Raw genomic sequence first — 23081 nt, 5'->3', positions numbered from 1 at the left:
ACCTTGAATAACCCGCCGCTACAGAAAATATGGGAAAATTAGACCTTTTTGATCGCTAAACTATTGAGATAGGCTTTAGGATCTTCGGGGTTAAATTGTACGCCATCAAAGAAGGTTTCAATGCCACGAGAAGGAGTAGCAGGAATTTCGGCTGCGGGAACATTTAAAGACTTCGCCGCTTCCCGCCATAAATCTTCGCGGTTGACCTTATCAACGGTGGCTTTAATATCTAAATCGGCTGGTAAATATCCCCAGCGAATATCTTCGGTTAGGAACCAACTATCATGGCTCTTATAGGGATAAGAGGCATTATCTCTCCAGAATTTCATGGCGATGGGACTGGCGGTGATCACCCGACCATCCCCAAAATCAATATTTCCCCTAGATCGCTCAATAATATCTTCAAAAGGCACTTTAAACCATTTATCTTGGGAAACAATTTTACACATTTCCTCAATATTTTCCGGTTTATCACACCATTGTTGCGCTTCTAATACAGCCATAGTTAAAGCTTTAGCGGCTTTGGGGTTTTTATCAACCCAATCTGCCCGCATGGTAAAGGCTTTTTCGGGGTGATCTTTCCATAATTCTCCGGTAATTAATGCGGTATATCCTGCTTTTTGATTAACCAATTGGGCATTCCAAGGTTCACCAACACAGAAACCTTCCATATTTCCGACTTTCATATTTGCTACCATTTGGGGAGGTGGCACCGGAATAATGGAAATATCAGTATCTGGAACAGTCCCCCCGGATGCTAACCAATACCGCATCCATAAATCGTGAGTTCCTCCGGGGAATGTAATGGCAGCTTTGAGTTCTTTTCCTGCATTTTTAGCGGTTAATAAAATATCTTTGAATTTGGCACTATCATTAACGGTAATTTTAGCATCCAGATATTCTTTACCTAAAGAAATTGCCTGACCATTAGTATTTAATCGGGCTAAAAGATACATCGGAACGGGTTGTTTGGTAATAGTTCCTAATGTCATTAAATAGGGCATGGGGGATAAAATATGCGCCCCATCAATTCCGCCTCCACCGGAACCTAATTCTAGGTTATCCCGTGTTACTGGCCAAGAGGCTTGTTTAAGCACCTTAACATCCGACATTCCATACTTAGCAAATAAGCCTTTTTCTAAGGCAATAATTAGGGGGGCGGAGTCGGTTAAGGCAATAAATCCTAATGTTGCTGTTGCTATTTCTGGAGCATCCGCCGGATTAATATTAACCGCCGGGGCTGGACTAGAGGTTGTAGTGGTGGTTGTGGAAGGATTGTTATTAGCAGCACAACCATGAATGATGAGAGTTCCGGCCGCTGTTGCACCGGCTGTAAACAGGAATTTCCGTCGTGAAAGTTTACTCATGTTATGTGTTTTGATTCCGTATTAGTAGGGTGTTGATGTGGATTTTGAAATTGATTATTCTTTGACTCTGGCGCCAAATTGTTCCACTAAAATTTGTCGCAAAACGGGTTTGAGATCCTCACAGGGAATGGATTTTTGTACACATTCACCTAGTTGGGCATCTTTACCGACTTTTCCGCCCATATAAAGGTTTACTCCTTCAACGGTTTTGCCCTCTTTACGGGCTTTTGTTCCCATTAATCCAATATCAGCTACTTGGGGTTGTCCGCAGGAATTAGGGCAGCCTGTCCAGTGAATTCTGACGGTTTTTTCGACGGTTAATTCCGCTTCTAATTCCTTAACTAATTCGACAGCCCGATTTTTAGTTTCTACTAAAGCAAAGTTACAGAATTGTGATCCGGTACAGGAAACTAATCCTCGACTTAAGGCGGAGGGATTAACGGAGAATTTTTCTAAAATCGGTTCGGTTAAAAACGCCTCTAACCGACTATCAGAAATATTGGGAATAATCACATTCTGTTCAACGGTTAAGCGGATTTCTCCACTACCATAAACTTCAGCAATGCGGGATAATTCTAACATTTCGTTAGCATATAAACGTCCAACGGGAACATTTAATCCTACATAGTTTAATCCGGGTTGTTTTTGTTTATAAATTCCCAAATGATCCCGTTTTTCCCAAAGAATTTCATCTTTTTCGGCTTCTAATTCTAAAGCATAACCGATTTGTTTTTCAACTTCAGAACGAAACTTCTCAATTCCCCATTCATCAATTAACCACATTAACCGAGTTTTTTGGCGAACTCCCCTGGGCCCATTGTCTCGAAAGACTTCTAAAATTCCTCGACAAAGACCGACAACTTGTTCGGGTTTTACCCAAACATTTAGGGGAATAGCGGCTTCACAACGGGTGGCAGAAAAGAATCCTCCAACTATGACATTGAAGCCAAAAGTTTCCTGTTTAAATGCGGGAATAAAGGCAATATCATTAATTTCGGCGTGAATTGAATTATCTCGACAGCCTGCGATCGCAATATTGAATTTTCGAGGTAAATTACTAAACTCAGGATTCCCTTTTCCTTCGTTGGTAATCATGTCTTGAACCTGTTGCACTAACTCCCTGGTATCATAGAGTTCATCGGCATCTAATCCAGCAACGGGTGAACCCGTAATATTACGGACGTTATCCATTCCCGACTGAATGCTCGTTAGTCCAACCCTTTCAAACCTCTGAAAAATATCGCTGAGATCCTCAATTCTAATTCCCCTTAACTGAAGGTTCTGTCTTGTGGTAATATCAGCACTACCGTCATCACCGTAGCGTTGCACGATTTCGCCCAAAACCCGCATCTGCTCACTGGTGATCACCCCATTTGGTAAACGCAACCGCATCATAAATTTCCCCGGAGTCACCGGACGGAAAAACACCCCTAGCCATTTCAGGCGGTGGTCTCGGTCGGTTTCGTCCATAGCTTCCCAGCCTAGTTGGGCGAAGGTTTCTAGTTCATCTTTAACCGCTAAACCGTCTTTTTCGGCTTTGAGTTTTTCAAATTTGTTTGTGGCTGTTTTTTGCGGGACTGTGCTGGTCATAGCGGATTCCTCGGTGTTGCTATGTCTCGAATTTGGATCAAATTTGGCCAAACATTAACGGGTCTGTCATCTAAAATCAGAGTATTGACCTTTTGTGTTTGAACTGGGAGGTTTTTGGCCTCAACCCAAAGGTTAAGCAATGTGACTAAGTTAGACCCCTATACCCGATGCAATCGTAGCTAATGTTACAAAACTTAAAGTTTTATGAAGATTTAGCATTGATACGATACATTTTTTGCATATAGCAATCCTATTCCCTATTCCCTAGCTCTATGATTCCAAATACTGCTTGTTACTGGCTGAAAAATGTTCGTGTCCCGGTTTGTGTACTCACCGATGTTGATAGGGCGATCGCAAATTCAGCTAATATGGAGGGTATGGCTTTAGTTGATATTAAAATTGTCTCAGAAATTATTAATCAGATTGTTGTTACTGGATCTGTTGAGTTAGAAAATATCCCAACGGTGGATTTACATGGGAAACAAATTTGGCCCTGTTTTGTGGATGTTCATACTCATTTAGATAAGGGTCATATTTGGGAGCGATCGCCAAATATTAAAGGAACCTTTGCAGATGCCTTAACCGCTATATTTAAAGATGAAGAAACCTGGACTACCGAAGATATTTACCGACGAATGGAATTTGGTTTAAAGTGTAGTTATATCCATGGAACTAAAGCCATTAGAACCCATTTAGATTCGGCGGGAAGATTGATAGATATAAACTGGGATGTTTTTAACACATTAAGAAAAGCATGGGAAGATCGCTTAATTTTGCAAGGTGTTTCCTTAGCCACTTTAGACTATTATTTAACGATAGAAGGGGAAAAATTAGTTAATAAAGTAGCAGATTCAGGCGGAATTTTAGGTGGTTTTGCCTATATTAATCCTGATTTAGAGCAACAAATTGAGCGAATTTTTGCCATTGCTAAAGATCGGAATTTGAACTTAGATTTTCATGTTGATGAAACAGGAGAAGCGGAATCTGTTTGTTTATATAAAATTGCGGAAGCAGCTTTAAAATATCAATTTGAAGGTAAAATTATTTGCGGACATTGTTGTAGTTTAGCCGTACAACCGCAGGATATTGTTCAAAAAATCCTAGAATTGGTGAAAGCCGCGAATATTGGAATTGTCAGTTTACCGATGTGTAATCTCTATTTACAAGATCGTCAATATCATCCCTCTGAACTTCCAAAAACCCCCCGTTGGCGGGGAACAACCTTAGTCCATGAATTGAAACAAGCGGGGATTTCCGTGGCTTTTGCTAGTGATAATTGTCGTGATCCGTTTTATGGTTTTGGTGACCATGATGAGTTAGAAGTATTTAAAATGGCGGTGAGAATTTGTCATTTAGATCGACCGTTTCAAGATTGGTTATCGAGTGTCACCAAAACCCCGGCGGATTTTATGGGTTTAGTCGATACAGGACGCATTGGTGTGGGAATGGTTGCGGATTTTATTATTTTTCAAGGACGTTATTTGAGTGAAATATTATCTCGGTGTCAAAGCGATCGGATTGTGATTAGAAATGGTAAAATATTAGAAGAAAAATTACCCGATTATTCAGAATTAGATCCGCTTATTTTTGATAACTTTTGATTACAGCCCAGATACGATCCCCCTAAATCCCCATTAAAAAGGGGGACTTTGAAGTCTTGTTCCTCCCTTTTTTTAAGGGGGTTAGGGGGGGATCAACAATTTTTGTATTAGGCTAACTGTTGATTTTTTAAATAATCAAAAACGCTTTTATCCCCAATATCCCCTGGAATTCCTTGGAATATTTTCCGACCTGCAAAAATGATAAATTGAATCGCCCAAAATGCCAGTAAAATTTTTTGAGCATCAACTGACCACAAACCAGCCATAAATCCTAATAACAAAATCGGAACCAAAGGAGTTAGGAGTTTCGTTTCCACCCGATTAAAACAGAAGGCTTCTTTAAAATAAATTCCTGTTAACGCCACAAAGGTAAATCCCACTCCAAATAAGCTATAAGGATTGTGATAAATTGTTAATGCTAAGGGTTCTGCATCGACCACAGCGAAAACTACCGAAGCAATTCCACCAATTAACCAAAACAGTTCTAGGAGTTGATGTAACTGAATTAAATAGATATGAATTGTGAATAAACTCACTCCTAAACCTAACCAAAAACAGAAGTAGATGGGGGTTAATGCTTGTAGAACCCCGGGGGTATTGAGTTGGAATAAAACTAATCCGGTGGCGACGGTGAAGCACAGGGCTGCTATAATTATGCCCGTGCGGTAAATAATCACACTTTGGCGATCGTGATCGTTAATTGTATAATTGCCAAACTGTCCTTGATAAATAACGGGTATAGAGTCCTGCTGTGTTTGTACCATAATTTTTTCCCCTTGAGAATATCAAAAATACCTGTGGCACGATATACTAAATTCTACTCCCTTCCCCATAGAAAAATCTTAAGGCTGAAAGTAGGTAGATGTGTAAACTAATCACGTCTCTATCACTATAAACCTTAAACCAGATTAATTAAAATCATCTAGGGTTGAGACGAAGAACTACTGTGCTTGGTGTAACAGAATGTCTAAACTATATCAAAACAAAAACAAAAACAAATTACAGCCACCTGGAGATGATTTGAAACCTATTCAAATTGATGAAACGATTGTATCCGGTTTAGTGAATAAGCGACGAAATAGTCTGGACTCCTCCGATCCCAGAATGATACTGAAAAGTATGATTGAACAGATGGAGTCATTGGGATTAATTAATAAAGATTTTTTTGATGTTGAAGATGACGATGACGATGACGATGAAACCTTTGATGTTGAACAATTTGAAGGAAAAATCAAGAAAATTTTAGGTAATAGCCGGATCAAGGTTAATCAAAAAACTTTAAATAAATATTTTAAGTATTTGAAAGAAAATCTTGAATTACCTTGTTATTTGGGTGGGTCAGAAGAATTTTTATGGGAAGAAGAATATCTTTATGGCCCAGGAAAAACCAAAGAGTATGAGAAATTAAAAAAAACTAATCCCTCTTACACCGATGTTTTTGTATTAGAAAATTTTCAGCCTAAATTTGATGAAACGGATGGGATTATGGTAGATGTTAAACGGGTGAGTGATCAACGAGAATTTACCCTTTCTTTAGCGGAATTAGAACCATCAGATGAAGATTCTCCAAACTATATTTTGCTAGAAGATTATTCAATCTGGTTTATAAATTATTCATAAGTCGTTATGTTTAAATCCCGTAGAGACGTGAAATTTCACGTCTCTACATTTTTTGATTTCCAAAAAAATATTAAGCGTAAACTCGGTTAGCTTTAACCGTTGCTAAGGCTTCGACTAAACTCCGAACTACCGCCAGCATCGCCACTTCGTTATCGAGGCGGTTAATAGCTGAACCCACACCAACGCCCGCAGCACCAGCCGCAATCGCCATCGGAGCAGTAATATTAGAAATACCCGAAGCGCATAACACCGGGACGGACACGGCGCGAGAAATTTCCGAGGCTGCTGCTAAGGTCGGGGCTGCTTTTTCAATTAGTCCCAATGTCCCGCCATGAATTGGGGAAGAACTGGTACCGCCTTCGGTTTGGATGATATCTGCACCCGCTTTGACGAGTTCCAGGGCGAGTTCAACCTGTTGGTCGAGTTCGAGGATATGGGGAACGGTGACAGATAGGGTAATATGGGGCAGTAAAGCCCGGGTTTCGTGGGTTAGTTGCAGCACTTCCGCCGCCTCAAAACGCCGTCCTTGAGTGTAAAAAGCGTCGAAGTTGCCAATTTCAATCAGGTCTGCACCTGCGTCTACGCAAGTTACAAATTTTTCGGGTTCAACCGCAGAAACACAGATGGGAAGATGGGTTAATTGACGCACGATTTCGACTAAATTAGGGTCAGCGCCAATATCCACAAAAGTTGCGCCGCCTTTGGTTGCGGCTTTGACCACAGAAGCGACCCGTCCGACGTTGAAATTGGTTAAACCGCTAATTACTTTTAGGGCGTTACCTTGGTTGAATGCTCGTTGTAAGGATGAATTCATCATAATTTGATTATTGACGTAGTGAGCCCTTCAGGGCTCTATCTATCTTAGGTAAAAAACATTATGCCACAATTGATAACATTCCGGTGATCGTAAGCATAAAAATTATTTGTTATCTGCAATTATAGCATTTTTATTTGAGTTTGGTGTGCAATTATATAAATTAAAGTAGTGCGAGCGTCCTCGCTCGCTGGTTATAAAAATCAAACCTATTATTATAAAAATCAAACCTATTATAGCAATCCTAAATCAGTTGTAATATTTCCATCTATCTCGACCCCTCCCAACCCTCCCCTTAGTAAGGGGAGGGCTAGGGTGGGGTTCTATATTCTGATCGCAAATCATTTAAGATTGCTATATTATAAAAACCAAACCTATTGTTATAAAAACCAAACCTATTGTTAGAGAAACTAGCGAGCGGGGACGCTCGCACTGCGTTAATATTCAATTAATCCCTAAACCTTTGGGGTTGTTGAAAATTATATAAATCCTCAATAACTTGTACCCAACTATTAACTAAAGAGGCTAAAATGCGATCGCCTTTTTCCTTGGTTGCCACCGTTGCATCACCTAAAACTCCACTTTTGGTTAAATCTTTTGTTACCCAAGCAAAGGGTAAGTTTCCCTCCATACTTAATAAACTATTTTCGGGTAAATTATGGGGATATTCACACACAGCTTTCTCCATTTTAACTTGTTCTGGCAGTAAAGATAACATTAAACTGGTTTCCGCATCTGCGGCATGAATTCCTAACTCTAATTCTTTCGGGGTTAATAATTCCCCAGCAATATTTGGAACCCGCCAAACAAATAAAGGAAATACGGAAAAATCCTCATATTTTTGATGTAAGTCTCGCGCCACCATCTCTAATATTTGCGGTTGTCCACCATGACCATTAATAAAAGCTAATTTTCTAAATCCAGCCCGATAAAGACTGTCGCCTAATTCCATTAATACCGCCATTAAAGTTTGGGAACTTAACGTTATTGTACCAGGAAAATGCCAATGCTCGTTAGATTTTCCATAATAAATTGTTGGCAAAGCGTATGCAGGAATGTTATGATTAAGTTGGGCTAAGGCGTGACCTGTTATAGCCGTTGCGATCGCAGCATCAACAATTAACGGTAAGTGAGGGCCATGTTGTTCAATTGAGCCAATCGGTTGTAAAATAACCACATTATTTTTATCAGTCATTGATTCAATTTCTGTCCAGGTTAAATAGGGAAAAAATCGTTCTGGGGGAATAAAATTATGGATCATGAGTTCAATTACGTTAATTCAAGATAATGATTTAACTATTGTATACTAGAGTTAACATTAATCAAGTCTAGCCGTTAATCGGGGTAATTATGAACGCAATCAAAGAGCTTATTTTAGACAAATTAGAGCATTTAGAAACTTTATCTGAACCTGTTTTGCAAGAGGTTTTAGATTTTGTTAGCTTTTTAGAATGGCGACTCAATACAAATCAGCAACCACTTCCCAGTTCCAATTTAACAGAAAACCCTTTAGATCCGGCAGAAGATACGGGTGCATTTTTGTTAGAAATTGCTAGTTCTTTTGTTAGTAATTTATCGGATGAGGATTTGGATGTTTTGCCAAGGGATGGTGCAGAACATCATGATCGCTATCTCTACAAAAATACGCAATCATGACTGAGCTAATTTTTGCTGATACCTTTTATTGGGTTGCCTTACTCAGTCCCCGTGATACTTTCCACCGTCAAGCGATCGCACTTACAACAAAACTAGGTAAGACTAAAATTATTACGACTGATGAAGTGTTAACTGAAGTTCTTAATTTTTTATCTGATGGTGGTACAAAGTTGCGCGAACAGGCGGTTATTACGGTTCGTCAGTTACTAAATGCTGACTCAGAAAAGGTGGTAGTATTATCTCAATCTCGGTCAACGTTTTTAGGTGCTTTGGAGTTATATGAACAGCGACTAGATAAGGGATATAGTTTAACAGATTGTATTTCAATGATGACGATGAAGCAAATGGAAATCAGTCGAATTTTAACTCACGATCATCATTTTACTCAAGAGGGTTTTGTTATTCTTTTTGTTGATAATCGCTAGTTTAATTTTGATTTGACTAAGAAACCCGGTTTGCTGAGTAAACAATCACAATTTCTTGTGGATCATGAGTTCAATTACGTTAATTCAAGATAATGATTTAACTATTGTATACTAGAGTTAATATTAATCAAGTTTAGCCGTTAATCGGGGTAATTATGAATACATTAGAAAAATTAGAACTCCTAAGTGAAAATTGTAGCGATTGCACAGAATTAGATCGAATTATTGGGCAACTTCTCAGCATTATTTTGACTCGTCATCAGCAGAAGTTAGCAATTTATAATCAGGATATTAGCAAATTTGAGCAAACTTATAAATTGGATTCTGAACAGTTTATACAACAATTTGAGGCGGGAATATTAGGGGATGAGATGGATTTTTTTGAGTGGTTTAGTTTGTGTAAATTGCGTCAAGATATTTTAGTCAAAATTGGTAATTTAGAGAAAGCATTATGATCAATGCTGAAGATTATTTAGCTTTGATAAAATCGTTAATTGCTCTTTGTCCAGAAGTGATAGGTTTCACCATTCTTAGAGAAGAAGTACAAGTCACTAAAGGACTATGGCGATACCGACTAACTTTAAAAGATCGTAGTTTTTTAGAAATGTTTGAATTTTTTGAAATTCAATCAGAACAAGTAAAAATAATTAAGTATAGTTTTCATTGGCAAAAAGATGATAGACAATTAATTAAACGTTTCTCTGTGATTGTGATCTAATATTGGTGCGGGCGCTGCGATGGAACACCCTACTAATTCAGGTTCATTAATAAGGCGTAAAAGTTTAACGGTTTCGATAGTTTCCATTGCAAAAGTATTGCCTTCTTGATCTGTAAAGTCAATTAAAAATGCTTTTTGATCAAAAGACATCAAAACTGTTCCCATTTGCCCTCGACGGAGTAGGATTTGCTGATTGGTGACTTTGTGGGTAGCGATCGCATCTTCGGTTAGAGCCACCAAATCGTATTCTTGAATTTCGTTCATAATCAGTGGTTTGAAGCTATGGGGTTACTCAGAATATCGACATAAATATAGTTCTCAGGATGTTTAAGTGATTCTACAGCTTCTTTTAGATGGTGGCGATTAGCTTCTGTAGATAGTAGATAATCTGTTTCATCGGTTTCGGTTGATTTGCCAATTAATAAAATTGCCTCAACAACAGTTCCTTCTGGCAAATCGAGGGAGGGTAAATCGAGGGAGGGTAAATCGAGTTTACCGTTTTTAATAGTTGTCTTGTATTTAAGAGTATTCATAACATCTGATGTTTGAGAGATTTTTTAATTATACCCAATTCAACTGGGGTGGGAGTGGGATAGCAATCCTAAATCGGTTTAGGGTAGGGATTGGGAAACTTAACTCTCTTAGCTTTCACCCACCTGGGAATGCAATTTCTAGGCGGATTAATATTTTTATGTTAAAACAGAGGTGAATTCTGGACAATAGGGTTTAAAATTAAACTCAATCGTAGGAAATTGAGAATTTTTCACCTCGTATAGTGTGTATAGTAGGAGTTTTATTGATGAGTGGTGTCAGTCGCAAGAAGAAAACAATTTTATTTTTAGCCGCAAATCCTAAATCTTCTACTCCATTGCGTTTAGATGAAGAAGTTAGAGAAATTGAAGAAGGATTAAAACGATCTAAAAAAAGAGCCGAATTTAATTTAGAGCAAAGATGGGCGGTTACTCCCAGAGATATGCAGCGTGCGGTTTTAGAATTAAACCCTCAAATTATTCACTTTTCTGGTCATGGAGTGGGAGAAGGGGGGTTAGCTTTAGAAGATAAAAATGGACAAGTTCAACTGGTGAATGCGAAGGCGTTGGCGAGTTTATTTAAACTGTTTAAAGAGCATATAGAATGTGTGGTTTTAAATGCCTGTTACTCGGAAATACAAGCCCAAGGAATTGTTCATCATATCCCTTATGTAATTGGGATGAAACAGGCGGTAGGAGATAAAGCAGCCATTGAGTTTGCGATAGGATTTTATGATGCTTTGGGTGCTGGTAAAGACTTTGAATTTGCTTATAAATATGGCTGTACGAGTATTAGTATGGCAGGAATTCCAGAGGAATTAAACCCGATTATTAAACGACAATGTGATTTAGATCCTTCAGTAGAATTAGAAATCGCAGAGACGATTACAAATCACGAGAATACAAGAGCGTTTGAAACGATTATTGAACATCCAGATTCTTTAACAGAATCAACCATTTGTTCTCAAAGTTTGGATAGTCCAGAAGGATCGGTGCGTTTGGATTCTTCCCTTTATATTGAACGTCCTCCCATTGAATCAGATTGTTATGAAACGATCTTAAAAACAGGGGCATTAATTAGAATTAAAGCTCCCCGACAAATGGGAAAAACATCTTTAATGCAACGGATTCTAAACTCTGCAAAAGAACATCAACATCAAACCGCCTATCTGAATTTTCAAGAATTTGATCATGATTCTCTCAATAGTCTTGATTTGTTTTTACAAGGATTTTGTGCTAATGTTGCCAATGAGTTAGAATTAGAGGATAAATTATCGGATTTTTGGAAAGGAGGTTTAGGGAGTAAAACCAAATGTAGTAACTATTTTCAACGGTATTTATTGAAAACAATTTCTGAACCGTTAACGTTAGGATTAGATGAAGTTGATCAGGTGTTTCAACATCTTGAAATTGCTCAAGAATTTTTTGCGTTACTGCGAACTTGGCACGAAAAGGGCAAAAATGAACCTGTATGGCAACGGTTACGGCTAGTGATTGCCCATTCTAAAGAAGTGTATATCCCCTTAAATATTAATCAATCTCCCTTTAATGTGGGTTTACCGATTGAATTACCAGAATTAACGGGAGAACAAGTTACAGATTTAGTTAAACGACATGGTTTAAACTGGTCAAATTCAGAAATAGAAACTTTAATGGGAATGGTAGATGGACACCCCTATTTAGTTAGAAAAGCGTTGTATGAAATGGCGCGATCGCGTTTAACACTAGAAGAATTTATCACAATTTCTCCGACAGAAGAAGGGTTATATAGTGATCATTTACGTCGTCTTTTATCTAACTTAAATCAAAACGATGGGGAATTAGCTAATGCGATGAAAAGAGTTGTTGCTTCTGAGAATCCTGTGCGGTTAGAAGGCAATTTAGGCTTTAAACTTAGAAGTATGGGTTTAGTTAAATTTCGGGGAAATGATGTGATTCCGTTGTGTAATCTTTATCGGCTTTATTTTAGCGATCGCTTGGGGGTATAATTATGAATAATAATTCCCAATCTCGCTATGATTATCAAGTGGGGGGGAGTCTTCCCGTTGATGCTCCCACCTATATTAAAAGAGCGGCTGATCAGGAATTTTACGAGGCTTTAAAACAGGGAGAATTTTGTTATGTTCTTAACTGTCGTCAGATGGGAAAATCCAGTTTAAGGGTGCAAACCAGGCGACGGTTAGACGAGGAAGGATATGCTTGTGTGGCGATTGATATTACCGCCATTGGAACTTTAGAAATTACCCCCGAACAGTGGTATCGAGGGATGATTGAAGAAATTAGTAATAGCTTAGAATTATATACGGAATTTGACTCGGAGGAATGGTGGGAAAATCATCAACATTTATCCTTTACGCAACGGTTTGGCAGGTTTTTAGAAGACATTCTTCTGAAATTAATTACAAAACCGATTGTAATTTTTATTGATGAAATTGATAGTATTTTAAGTTTACCCTTTAAAATTGATGACTTTTTTGCCTTAATTCGAGAATGTTATAATCATCGTGCAGATCAACCGATTTATCAACGGTTAACCTTTGCCTTATTAGGAGTGACAACGCCACCGGATTTAATTCAAGATAAACGACGCACTCCCTTTAATATTGGTCGAGGGATAGAATTAACCGGATTTCAGTTAACAGAATCTCAGCCCCTCGCCGATGGATTTATAGCTCAAACTGATAACCCAGAAAAGGTATTAGAAGCGGTCTTATATTGGTCGGGAGGACAACCGTTTTTAACCCAAAAACTCTGTAAACTGATTCGAGAAACGGAGCAGAAAATTCCCCTAAATAAAGAGACAGAATGGGTGGAAAATTTAGTTCACGAGCGAATTATTACCAACTGGGAAGGACAGGACACTCCCGAACATTTAAGAACAATTCGATCTCGCATTTTTTATGCCGGACATCAACGCACGGGACGACTTCTCGGACTCTATCAACAAATCTTACAACAACAGGGAATTCCGGCGGAAGATAACTCTGATCAAGTGATGTTGCGGCTATCAGGATTAGTGGTTAAACATGAGGGAAAACTCAACGTTTATAATCAAATATATGCAACGGTTTTTAATTTAACTTGGGTAGAAACAGCTTTAGCAGATTTACGACCTTATGCAGAAGCGTTTAGTGCTTGGGAAAAGTCAGGACGTCAGGATGAGTCCCGGTTGTTGCTGGGGGAAGCGTTAAAAGAAGCGAAAAAATGGGCTGAGGGAAAAAGCCTGAGTAGTGAAGATTATCAATATTTAGCAGCCAGTGAAGAATTAGATAAACGGGCGATGCAAGTAGAATTAGATGCTAAACAAAAAGCTTATGAAATTTTATCAAAAGCCAAACAACGAGCTACTTTAATCGGGCTGATTTCTGGTGTCGCCTTTGCCGTTGCTTTCGTTGCTTTCGTTGGAGTTACGATTGCAGTCAGAGAAGCAAAGTTAACTTTAGCAGCCACAGAAGTCAGGTTAAAAGCTTCTTCTGCGAGGGAATTATTCAGTCAGGGTCAAGAATTATTAGCCCTAAAAGAAGCCTTAACCACAGCCAAACAACTGAAAAAATTAGATCCTTCTGTTTGGGAAAAAAATGATACCCGTTTGCAAACAATTACCACCCTTGAGAAGACGTTGTATAACATCAGAGAGCAGAATAGCTGGAAGAGCCATGAGGAGTTGGTCATGAGTGTGAGTTGGAGTCCCGACGGCCAAACCCTGGCTTCTGGGAGTTATAAAACCCCATTTAAGCTGGATTATGACAGCACCATTAAGGTGTGGAGTCGAGAGGGTAAACTGTTGCAGACTCTCAAGGGTCATGAGGAGTCGGTCTGGAGTGTGAGTTGGAGTCCCGACGGCCAAACCCTGGCTTCTGGGAGTTTAGACAAGACCATTAAGCTGTGGAGTCGAGAGGGTCAACTGTTGCGGACTCTCAATGGCGATGAGAATCAGGTCTATAGTGTGAGTTGGAGTCCCGACGGCCAAACCCTGGCTTCTGGGAGTTTAGACAAGACCATTAAGCTGTGGAGTCGAGAGGGTCAACTGTTGCAGACTCTTAACGGCCATGAGGAGTCGGTCTGGAGTGTGAGTTGGAGTCCTGACGGTAAAACCTTGGCTTCTGGGAGTTTAGACAAGACCATTAAGCTGTGGAGTCGAGAGGGCAAGTTGTTGCGGACTCTCAAGGGTCATGAAGAGCGGGTCTATAGTGTGAGTTGGAGTCCCGACAGCCAAACCCTGGCTTCTGGGAGTTGGGACAACACCATTAAGCTGTGGAGTCGAGAGGGTCAACTGTTGCAAACCCTCAAGGGTCATGAGAGTGGGGTCTATAGTGTGAGTTGGAGTCCCGACGGCCAAACCCTGGCTTCTGGGAGTTTAGACAAGACCATGAAGTTGTGGAGTCGAGAGGGTCAACTGTTGCGGACTCTCAACGGCCATGAGGAGTCGGTCATGAGTGTGAGTTGGAGTCCCGACGGTAAAACCCTGGCTTCTGGGAGTGAAGACAACACCATTAAGCTGTGGTGGAGTCGAGAGCGTAAACTGTTGCGGACTCTCAACGGCCATGAGAATTTGGTCTATAGTGTGAGTTGGAGTCCCGATGGTCAAACCCTGGCTTCTGGGAGTTTAGACAACACCATTAAGCTGTGGAGTCGAGAGGGTCAACTGTTGCAGACTCTCAACGGCCATGAGGAGTCGGTCATGAGTGTGAGTTGGAGTCCCGACGGTAAAACCCTGGCTTCTGGGAGTCTTGACAACACCATTAAGCTGTGGAGTCGAGAGGGTCAACTGTTGCGGACTCTCAACGGCCATGAGAATCAGGTCTATAGTGTGAGTTGGAGTCCCGACAGCCAAACCCTGGCTTCTGGGAGTCGTGACAAGACCATCAAGCTGTGGAGTCGAGATGGTCAACTGTTGCAAACCCTCAAGGGTCATGAGAGTGGGGTCTATAGTGTGAGTTGGAGTCCCGACAGCCAAACCCTGGCTTCTGGGAGTCGTGACAAGACCATTAAGCTGTGGAGTCGAGAGGGTCAACTGTTGCAGACTCTTAACGGCCATGAGGAGTCGGTCTGGAGTGTGAGTTGGAGTCCCGACGGTAAAACCTTGGCTTCTGGGAGTGAAGACAACACCATTAAGCTGTGGAGTCGAGAGGGTCAACTGTTGCAGACTCTTAACGGCCATAAGAGTTCGGTCTATAGTGTGAGTTGGAGTCCCGATGGTCAAACCCTGGCTTCTGGGAGTTTAGACAACACCATTAAGCTGTGGAGTCGAGAGGGTCAACTGTTGCAGACTCTCAAGGGCCATGAGGAGTCGGTCAGTAGTGTGAGTTGGAGTCCCGACGGTAAAACATTGGCTTCTGGGAGTGAAGACAAGACTATCAAGCTGTGGCATTTGGATTTAGATCTATTAATGGTATCGGCTTGTGAGTGGATGAAGGATTATCTGGAGAATAGTTCGAGTGTGAGTGAGGAGGATAGACGTTTGTGTGATGGGGTGACGGTGAATAAACCGCAGTGAGATCCCTTTTTTAAGCAGGGTGTTTTCATTTTCCCAAATGCGATGCTCCAAGGCGGCGGCTACGCCATCGCTATCTTCAAAAAAAATCATATTTTGTGTGATAATAAAACTAACCCTAATCAATTCCAGATATTATGGAAGAAATCCTAACCCTAAAGGAATTATTGTTAAAAGGGGATATTCCGGGTTCCCTTGCTATTGTTGAAGAATTAGAAGAAATGGGTCGAAAAGATATTATTAAAACCATTCGTAGCTATGCTATCGTTTTATTAATTCATTTAATTAAACGTCAAGTTGAAAAACGAACAACTCGGTCTTGGGATGTTTCAATTCGCAATTCAATTCGAGAAATTCAACAGGAAAATAAACGCCGAAAATCTGGAGGATATTATCTCGATCATCAAGAGTTAATGGAAACTTTGGAAGAAGCTTACCTCAACGCTATTGATCAAGCATCCCTAGAGGTTTCTGAAGGAATTTATGAAGCTAAAGAATTAGAAAAGTTAGTCAATCGTGAAGAGCTATTAAATCAAGCTTTTCAGTTAATTACATAAATTATGTTATAATAAAACCAACCCTAATCAATTCCAAATATTATGGAAGAAATACTAACCCTAAAGGAATTATTGCTAAAAGGGGATATTCCGGGTTCCCTTGCTATTGTTGAAGAATTAGAAGAAATGGGTCGAAAAGATATTATTAAAACCATTCGTAGCTATGCTATCGTTTTATTAATTCATTTAATTAAACGTCAAGTTGAAAAACGAACAACTCGGTCTTGGGATGTTTCAATTCAGAATGCTATTTTTGAAATCAGGGATGAAAATAAACGTCCTTGCTCCCAAAGTTATTATCTGTCTCCAGAAGAACTTGACGAAGTTTTAGAAGTTGCTTATAAACAAGCGATTAATAAAGCATCTTTAGAGGTTTCTGAAGGAATTTATGAAGCTAAAGAATTAGAAAAATTAGCCAACAAAGAAGAAATATTAAATCAAGCTATGGAGTTAATTAAAGATAAATAAATCATAACATAAATCGGGTTTCTAGCCCTTATTTATGGGATAGAATCAATATTTTTGATTGAGAAACCCGATTTCTAGGAGTTGCTAGTTAAAGATGTTTTTCACGTTCTAACCAAGCTCTCATTTTTCCAGGATTTAATAACCCATAGGGGTCAACTTCTTGTTTAAATTGTAATTGTTCTAAATTGATCATTTTCATGCCACCATCCTCTAAAATATAGGTATGGGGATTAAAAATAACCGCCCCCCGTTCTTCATGGTAACGAATAATTTCATTTAACCTTTCTTCTGTTGTAAATCGCACTAATTGTAAAGATGCGGGGTGCATTTCTCCATGAAGTCTTAAAAACTCTAAATGCTGCATAACTTCATCCCCAAAATGAGTATAAAGATGTTCCAATAATTCCAATTTTCGATCCGCAGGTAAGAGGGTTTGTAAATAGGTAATAGACGGATCAACACTTCGGGCGTGTAAGGTGGTATGGTTCCAACTATATTCTATTATTGTTGTTCCTTTCCCCGTTTCTTGGGATGATTTCTGATAACAAACTTCACCGTTATACTGTTTAACTAATTCTTGAAAAGGTTCTAAGCTGGTTTCGGATACTATTAATAATGCTACGTGTTTTCCTTCTGGAATTATATCTTTAAATGCAGTAAAATAGGAGGGAATAGGAGACGCACAAACACAGACTAATTTTTTAATAATTCCATCGGACAAAGCTAAATCTTGACCAAATCGAGCCGAGGTCATAAAATCATCAAAGGTAACAATTATTTCTGACCAAGGATAGGCGGAAGCAAGGGGTATTTCTAACTCGGTAATAATCCCATTTGTACCATAAGCATGATTGACTTTCTGCACATCATCCCCTCTTAATTGAATAACTTTTGGTTCATCTTCTAGGGTTACTACTCGTGCTGCTTGTAAGTTACCGCGATCGCGTAATTGTCCATAGGTAATCGAACCAATTCCCCCACTTCCTCCCTCAATAAATCCCCCAATTGTTGCTGTCCGATAGGTAGAAGGAACCATGCGTAATTCCCACCCCATTTCCCGCGCTTGTTTATCAAATGCTGCCATTTTTACCCCAGGTTCGACACAAGCTAACCCTGGTTTTATCCACTTAATATTATTCAATTTAGAGACATCTAAAATCACCCCTCCTTCCAAGGGAATACACTGTCCATAATTTCCAGTTCCCGCACCTCGAACCGTGAGTGGAATTTTATATTTCACACAAACTTTAGCCACTTGTAAAATTTCGGCTTCCGTTGTGGGACGCACCACAATATCTCCGGTTTTATCCTTGAGTTCATGTTGCAAAATTGGGCTAAAATGGTAATAGTCTTGGGAAAGTTTTTTAACTTGAGTTTTATCCGTAATCATTTCAATTCCTGAGAGTTCAGCACGGAAGTTATCCCAGTTAATATCAGTCATAATTATTTTTTAGGGTAATTCGTTTAAATTATAGGATAACGGATCTGTGGTGGTAGTTACTCAAAATAGTCTAAAATCTTAAAATATTAACTAAACGACTAAAATATGATCACAAATCAACCTCGTTCTGGATACACTCTACCCGTTTTTGCTTGTGCGGCGGCGATGGCGGCTTTGGAATATTTACAAACTAGAAATCAGTCTATTGAACAGGTATCTATTGATTTAATTGATCCGACAGAAATCGTTAATATTCCGATTGAACAAATAGCAATTTTAACCGATAATTCTGCTTTAGCAATTACTCGTTCTGATCCGGGGGATAATTTAGATTTAACCCGAAATACTCCGATTTGGGCAATGGTGGAATGGTGGGATAGTTCGGAACCCCCCCCAACCCCCCCTTGTCAAGGGGGGGCTAAAGAACAAAGTTCCCCACCCTACCAAGGGGGGGCTAGGGGGGGTCAACTTTCTGATACTATTTTTATCAAAGGAGGAGAAGGAATTGGCTATGATCAAAAGACCGGACAAACAGCAATATATCGTTATGCTAAAACTTTATTATTAGCCAACATTGAGAAAATATTACCACCAAATAAATCTATTTTAATTACCTTTATTTTACCCCAAGGAAAACGACTAGCAACCCGAACTTCTAACGCTGCTTTTGGAATAGTTGAAGGATTATCTTTACTGGGAACAACAGGAATTTCTCAACCCTTAACTGTTCCCGAACAATTAGAACAGTATAAAATTCAACTCCAAGAAAAAGCAAAAAAATTTAATTCTTTAGTATTTTGTATTGGTGAAAATGGATTAGAATTAGCTGCAAAAATGGGGATTTCCCCCCACCAAATGATTAAAACCGCCAATTGGTTAGGGCCAATGTTAGTCTGTGCCTCCTTAGCAGAGGTTAAGTCAATCTTATTATTTGGTTATCATGGTAAATTAATCAAATTAGCCGGAGGAATTTTCCATACCCATCATCATATTGCCGATGGACGATTAGAAATATTAACCGCCCACTGTGCTAACTTAGGATTACCCACCTTCGATCTACAAAGAGTTTTTAATTGTTCAACGGCCGAAGATGCTTTACAATATCTGCGAGAATTAGACGCAATCAAAGGAGAAAATTGGGTCATTCGGGTCTATGGAGAAATAACAAAGACGATTGATCAACGATCCCAGAACTATATTTACACCCATTGTGAAAAAAATATTAAGGTTGGTTCGGTAATGTTCGACCGCCAGCGTAAAATTATCATTAAAAGTGAAAATGCTGATATAATTTTGGGGTAAATTTGTTATTCTAATCGGATACAACAATCAGGTTTATCCTTGGTTGACAATTAAAATTAAAACCCATTAAACTCAATATGTCTCCCCAGACTCAAATCCCAACTCAAACTGAAAATACTGATATTTCAGTAGAAAAATTGAACCGACAAATGATCGTGATTCTCGATTTCGGTTCCCAATATTCCGAGTTAATCGCCCGCCGCATTCGGGAAACTGAGGTTTATTCCGAAGTCATTTCCTACCGGACAACCGCCGAAAAACTCAAGGAAATCAACCCCAAGGGCATTATTCTCTCCGGTGGCCCCAATTCCGTCTATGATGACGGGGCGCCCGAATGTGACCCTAAAATCTGGGAGTTAGGAATTCCGGTTTTAGGGGTTTGCTACGGAATGCAGCTAATGGTCAAACAGCTAGGGGGTAGCGTAGAACGGGCTAAAAGGGCCGAATACGGAAAAGCCTCCTTACATATTGATGACCCCACCGACCTCCTCACCAACGTCGAACAGGGGGCGACCATGTGGATGAGTCACGCCGACTCCTGTAACCAGTTACCCCCTGGATTTGAGATTTTAGCCCATACCGAAAATACCCCCTCTGCGGCGATTGCTGACCATGAAAACAAAATGTACGGGGTACAATTCCATCCCGAAGTCGTTCATTCTATTGGGGGTCAAGCCCTAATTCGGAATTTTGTTTACCATATTTGTCGCTGTCATCCTACTTGGACAACGGAAGCTTTTGTAGAAGAATCTATTCGAGAAATTCGTAACCAAGTTGGGGAGAAACGGGTTTTATTAGCCCTTTCTGGTGGTGTTGATTCTTCAACTTTAGCATTTTTACTGCACCGTGCTATTGGTGATAAATTAACTTGTATGTTTATCGATCAAGGGTTTATGCGGAAGCTAGAACCGGAACGATTAGTTAAACTATTCCATGAACAATTTCACATTCCCGTTGAGTATGTAAATGCCCGGGAACGGTTCTTAAAAAAACTAGAAGGAATTACCGACCCCGAAGAAAAACGTAAACGCATTGGGGGAGAATTTATTCAGGTTTTTGAAGAAGAATCTGTGCGTTTAGGGCCCTTTGATTATTTAGCCCAAGGAACATTATATCCTGATGTAATTGAGTCAGCCGATACTAATGTTGACCCCAAAAGTGGGGAACGGGTGGCGGTTAAAATTAAAAGCCATCATAATGTGGGGGGATTACCAAAAGATTTACGGTTTAAATTAGTAGAACCTCTGCGGAAACTGTTTAAAGATGAAGTCAGAAAAGTCGGACGTTCGATTGGTTTACCCGAAGAAATTGTCCGACGTCATCCTTTTCCCGGCCCAGGTTTAGCGATTCGGATATTAGGAGAAGTCACGGCGGAAAGGTTAAATATTCTCCGAGATGCGGATTTAATTGTCCGAGAAGAAATCAATAGACGTGGAGTTTATCACGATTATTGGCAAGCTTTTGCCGTATTACTTCCGGTGCGAAGTGTGGGAGTAATGGGAGATCATCGTACCTATGCCTATCCAATTGTACTACGATTTGTTAGTAGTGAAGATGGGATGACCGCCGATTGGTCACGGGTTCCCTATGATTTATTAGAATTGATTTCTAATCGGATTGTTAATGAAGTTCGCGGCGTGAATCGAGTGGTTTATGATATTACTTCTAAACCCCCTGGAACTATCGAATGGGAATAGAATAAACCCCCCGTAGAGACGTGCCACGGCGCGTCTCTCTTATTTATTGTTATTGAATAACATTTGATATGAACCCACAAATTTGTCTAGTCACAGGGGGAACTTCTGGCATCGGTTTAATGACGGCATTAGAACTCGTAAAACAGGGAAACCATGTTTTTATTGCCTGTCGTTCTGAACAAAAAGCCCAGCAAGCAATTAATTATATTATAGCACAAACCAATCAAGGAAAAGTTGAATTTTTGCCTTTAGATTTAGCCTCTTTAGATTCAATTCGTGCCTGTGTTAATTTATTCTTAGAACGTCAACTTCCTTTAAATATATTAATTAATAATGCTGGAATTTTTAATCAATCTGGAACTACTCAAGAAGGATTTGAACTAATTTGGGGAACTAATTATTTAGGGCATTTTTTACTAACTTATTTACTCTTAGATAAACTCAAAGCATCAGCAGCAAGTCAAATTTTATTTATAGCTTCCGATATGGCTTTATGGTCAAAAAATCTAGGCTGGAAATTATGGATACAAAAAACCCCCTTTAACTTTCTCAAATTATATGCTGATTCTAAAGTTTGTTTATTATTATTAATGCGATATCTTCTGCAAAATGAATTAAATCAAACCTCTGTCAGAATTAATGCCTTACATCCGGGTTTTGTCCAATCTAATATTAGTCTATCCCATCGTTTAAGCCAGTTTTTAAAGATTGGAAACTCTCCTCAAACCATTAGTCGTAATATTATTAAATTTTTAACTAACCCCGAATATAAATTAATCAATGGTGAATTTTTAAACCGAAATTTTCAACATATCCCTTTAACAGATTTGGCGAAAAATGATCATTTAGCCCAGGAATTATGGCAAAAGAGTTTATTCTGGACAGGACTATCTAACCCTATTTCCCAAACCCCAACTATTTATAATTCAGAGGACGGTATCTGGGGGCCCTATTCTTTAAACTTAACTGAAACCGAACTGCAAAACATTCAAAAACAGATCTTTACAACTGTTTTACCCCGTTCTCCAATTCATGTATTTTCTAATAGTTATCAATTTATAAAAAAAGCAGATTTTGGTTCATTAATATTATTATTAATTCAAGGATATAAAAGACAATTTAATATGGAAAGACACTTAGATTCCCCCGTAATTTTAGAACTATGTAAAAATCAATATTTACTAGAAAAAGCCAGGGAATATTTAGGAGAATCGCCCTTTCTTTGGCGTTCAGAATTATGGGTTAATTATCCAGCAAAACAGTTAATTCCCCTTTGGCATCAAGATCATTATCCTCAATTATTAACAAAAACCGGAAAAACAATTAATGTTTATATTGCTTTAACCGAAGTCAATGCCGGAAATGGTTTTGAATATTTACCGAAAAAATACCATAATTTATGTCCTGTAAAAATGAATGATCCTTTTAGTGGAAATCCTTTTTTTGAAGTTAAAACAGAAATCGAAAAATCCGCCTTACCAGTAATTTTAAAACCCGGAGAATTTATCTTTTTTACCGATGATTTAATTCATCGTTCTATATGTAATATTAGTGGTAAAGTACGTCTATCCTTAACACTACGTTTAGCTGAATCTACAGTCAAAATTCAGGGAAGTTATAGTTCTCATCTCCAATCCCCAATTCTGTTTTTATAATCATTTTATGAAATATAATATTATTGCCCATCCCCCATTATATCAATAAGCAAATGATTGTTTATAACTTCTTTGTGTCTTCGTGTCTTTGTGGTTAAATTACGCTTTATTGCTATAGAATTTGACTGTAGACAACTTAACAAATT

General features: G+C 39.1%; 21 protein-coding genes. 13 read left to right on the top strand and 8 right to left on the bottom strand.

Annotated elements, in window-relative coordinates:
- Positions 1–38: 38 nt before the first annotated feature.
- Positions 39–1367, bottom strand: coding sequence for a CmpA/NrtA family ABC transporter substrate-binding protein (locus NMG86_RS23140; RefSeq protein ID WP_026795181.1), 1329 nt, complete (start codon positions 1365–1367; stop codon positions 39–41).
- 54 nt (positions 1368–1421) lie between these two features.
- Entirely contained in the window at positions 1422–2957 is a 1536-nt protein-coding gene (locus NMG86_RS23135; RefSeq protein ID WP_026795180.1) for a ferredoxin--nitrite reductase, read from the bottom strand.
- A gap of 272 nt (positions 2958–3229) precedes the next feature.
- Between NMG86_RS23135 and NMG86_RS23130 the strand changes: the two genes are divergently transcribed.
- Complete coding sequence (locus NMG86_RS23130) at positions 3230–4558, top strand: cytosine deaminase (protein WP_026787876.1); 1329 nt, start codon at positions 3230–3232, stop codon at positions 4556–4558.
- A 107-nt stretch (positions 4559–4665) separates the two neighbouring features.
- Here the strand turns inward: NMG86_RS23130 and NMG86_RS23125 are convergent, their stop codons facing one another.
- Entirely contained in the window at positions 4666–5322 is a 657-nt protein-coding gene (locus tag NMG86_RS23125) for a DUF2301 domain-containing membrane protein (RefSeq protein ID WP_026787875.1), read from the bottom strand.
- A 199-nt stretch (positions 5323–5521) separates the two neighbouring features.
- On the opposite strand from NMG86_RS23125, the gene NMG86_RS23120 reads away from it, so the two are divergent.
- Positions 5522–6178: a calcium-binding protein gene (locus NMG86_RS23120; protein WP_026796598.1), complete on the top strand. Its 657-nt coding sequence runs from the start codon at positions 5522–5524 to the stop codon at positions 6176–6178.
- A 70-nt stretch (positions 6179–6248) separates the two neighbouring features.
- Here NMG86_RS23120 and NMG86_RS23115 read toward each other — a convergent pair whose 3' ends face one another.
- Complete coding sequence (locus NMG86_RS23115; protein WP_173401010.1) at positions 6249–6995, bottom strand: DUF561 domain-containing protein; 747 nt, start codon at positions 6993–6995, stop codon at positions 6249–6251.
- 445 nt (positions 6996–7440) lie between these two features.
- Positions 7441–8250, bottom strand: coding sequence for a creatininase family protein (locus NMG86_RS23110; RefSeq protein WP_026796596.1), 810 nt, complete (start codon positions 8248–8250; stop codon positions 7441–7443).
- A 92-nt stretch (positions 8251–8342) separates the two neighbouring features.
- Between NMG86_RS23110 and NMG86_RS23105 the strand changes: the two genes are divergently transcribed.
- The 4 genes from NMG86_RS23105 to NMG86_RS23090 all read left to right on the top strand — a co-directional run bounded on the left by NMG86_RS23105 (position 8343) and on the right by NMG86_RS23090 (position 9791).
- Positions 8343–8648 carry a hypothetical protein gene (locus NMG86_RS23105; RefSeq protein ID WP_026787871.1) on the top strand — a complete coding sequence of 102 codons (306 nt, stop codon included), beginning with the start codon at positions 8343–8345 and terminating at the stop codon, positions 8646–8648.
- Positions 8645–9073 (top strand): type II toxin-antitoxin system VapC family toxin, encoded by a 429-nt coding sequence (locus tag NMG86_RS23100; protein WP_043938998.1) that lies wholly within the window; start codon positions 8645–8647, stop codon positions 9071–9073. Before NMG86_RS23105 ends, NMG86_RS23100 begins: the two co-directional genes overlap by 4 nt.
- Before the next feature lie 155 nt (positions 9074–9228).
- A complete protein-coding gene (locus NMG86_RS23095; RefSeq protein ID WP_026787869.1) occupies positions 9229–9528 on the top strand; it encodes a hypothetical protein in 300 nt (99 codons plus the stop codon).
- Entirely contained in the window at positions 9525–9791 is a 267-nt protein-coding gene (locus NMG86_RS23090) for a toxin-antitoxin system TumE family protein (RefSeq protein ID WP_199918589.1), read from the top strand. Before NMG86_RS23095 ends, NMG86_RS23090 begins: the two co-directional genes overlap by 4 nt.
- On the opposite strand, the gene NMG86_RS23085 is transcribed toward NMG86_RS23090, so the two are convergent.
- Together NMG86_RS23085 and NMG86_RS23080 are read right to left on the bottom strand one after the other, a co-directional pair.
- Positions 9759–10055, bottom strand: a complete 297-nt coding sequence (locus NMG86_RS23085) for a DUF4926 domain-containing protein (protein WP_081692268.1) — start codon at positions 10053–10055, stop codon at positions 9759–9761. The two genes, NMG86_RS23090 and NMG86_RS23085, sit on opposite strands and share 33 nt — an antisense overlap.
- A gap of 2 nt (positions 10056–10057) precedes the next feature.
- Positions 10058–10324 carry a hypothetical protein gene (locus tag NMG86_RS23080; RefSeq protein ID WP_087882118.1) on the bottom strand — a complete coding sequence of 89 codons (267 nt, stop codon included), beginning with the start codon at positions 10322–10324 and terminating at the stop codon, positions 10058–10060.
- Between the two features lie 266 nt (positions 10325–10590).
- Between NMG86_RS23080 and NMG86_RS23075 the strand changes: the two genes are divergently transcribed.
- From NMG86_RS23075 to NMG86_RS23060, 4 genes are all read left to right on the top strand, one after another.
- Positions 10591–12309: an AAA-like domain-containing protein gene (locus NMG86_RS23075; protein ID WP_026787867.1), complete on the top strand. Its 1719-nt coding sequence runs from the start codon at positions 10591–10593 to the stop codon at positions 12307–12309.
- A 2-nt stretch (positions 12310–12311) separates the two neighbouring features.
- Entirely contained in the window at positions 12312–15818 is a 3507-nt protein-coding gene (locus NMG86_RS23070) for a WD40 domain-containing protein (RefSeq protein WP_026796594.1), read from the top strand.
- A 134-nt stretch (positions 15819–15952) separates the two neighbouring features.
- A complete protein-coding gene (locus NMG86_RS23065; RefSeq protein ID WP_026796593.1) occupies positions 15953–16372 on the top strand; it encodes a DUF29 family protein in 420 nt (139 codons plus the stop codon).
- A 42-nt stretch (positions 16373–16414) separates the two neighbouring features.
- On the top strand, positions 16415–16840 hold the full coding sequence (locus NMG86_RS23060; protein ID WP_026796592.1) for a DUF29 family protein: 426 nt from the start codon (positions 16415–16417) through the stop codon (positions 16838–16840).
- Positions 16841–16928: 88 nt separating this feature from the next.
- On the opposite strand, the gene NMG86_RS23055 is transcribed toward NMG86_RS23060, so the two are convergent.
- Entirely contained in the window at positions 16929–18281 is a 1353-nt protein-coding gene (locus NMG86_RS23055) for an FAD-binding oxidoreductase (protein WP_026796591.1), read from the bottom strand.
- A gap of 105 nt (positions 18282–18386) precedes the next feature.
- Between NMG86_RS23055 and cbiD the strand changes: the two genes are divergently transcribed.
- The 3 genes from cbiD to NMG86_RS23040 all read left to right on the top strand — a co-directional run bounded on the left by cbiD (position 18387) and on the right by NMG86_RS23040 (position 22935).
- Complete coding sequence (gene cbiD / locus NMG86_RS23050; protein ID WP_026796590.1) at positions 18387–19583, top strand: cobalt-precorrin-5B (C(1))-methyltransferase CbiD; 1197 nt, start codon at positions 18387–18389, stop codon at positions 19581–19583.
- Positions 19584–19660: 77 nt separating this feature from the next.
- Positions 19661–21280 carry a glutamine-hydrolyzing GMP synthase gene (gene guaA, locus NMG86_RS23045; RefSeq protein ID WP_026795167.1) on the top strand — a complete coding sequence of 540 codons (1620 nt, stop codon included), beginning with the start codon at positions 19661–19663 and terminating at the stop codon, positions 21278–21280.
- 68 nt (positions 21281–21348) lie between these two features.
- Complete coding sequence (locus tag NMG86_RS23040; protein ID WP_026796589.1) at positions 21349–22935, top strand: SDR family NAD(P)-dependent oxidoreductase; 1587 nt, start codon at positions 21349–21351, stop codon at positions 22933–22935.
- Positions 22936–23081 lie beyond the last annotated feature (146 nt).

This window comes from Planktothrix rubescens CCAP 1459/22, assembly GCA_904830895.1.
Classification (GTDB): Bacteria; Cyanobacteriota; Cyanobacteriia; order Cyanobacteriales; family Microcoleaceae; genus Planktothrix; species Planktothrix agardhii.
The sequence above is the reverse complement of the archived record's forward strand: the minus strand, read 5'-3'. Positions and strand labels throughout refer to the sequence as shown.